The sequence below is a fragment of the Stenotrophomonas sp. SrG genome (assembly GCF_050031795.1).
Lineage (GTDB): Bacteria > Pseudomonadota > Gammaproteobacteria > Xanthomonadales > Xanthomonadaceae > Stenotrophomonas > Stenotrophomonas rhizophila_A.
On record NZ_JBNBBE010000476.1, the window covers coordinates 1 to 256 of the forward strand.

1 protein-coding gene is annotated in these 256 nt (G+C 68.8%); it reads left to right on the forward strand.

Annotated elements, in window-relative coordinates; translation table 11 throughout:
• A partial coding sequence (locus tag ACQG3P_RS20545; RefSeq protein WP_426806078.1) for an aldo/keto reductase occupies nt 1-256 on the forward strand: 256 nt, incomplete at both ends.

A 256-nucleotide genomic window follows, 5' to 3' on the forward strand; every position in this document is an offset into this window, starting at 1 on the left:
GGTGGTCATTGCGACCAAGTTCGGGTTCAAGGAGGCCAATGCCGACCTGGGGCTGGACAGCCGCCCGGTGAACATCCGCGCCGTCTGCGAGGCCAGCCTGCAGCGGCTCAGGACCGACCGCATCGACCTGTTCTACCCGCACCGGGTGGACCCGAACGTGCCCCTCGAAGATGTCGCCGGCACGGTCACGGACCTCCTCGCGGGAGGCCGGGTGAAGCCCGTCGGGCTGTCCGAAGCCGGCGAAACAAGCATCCGC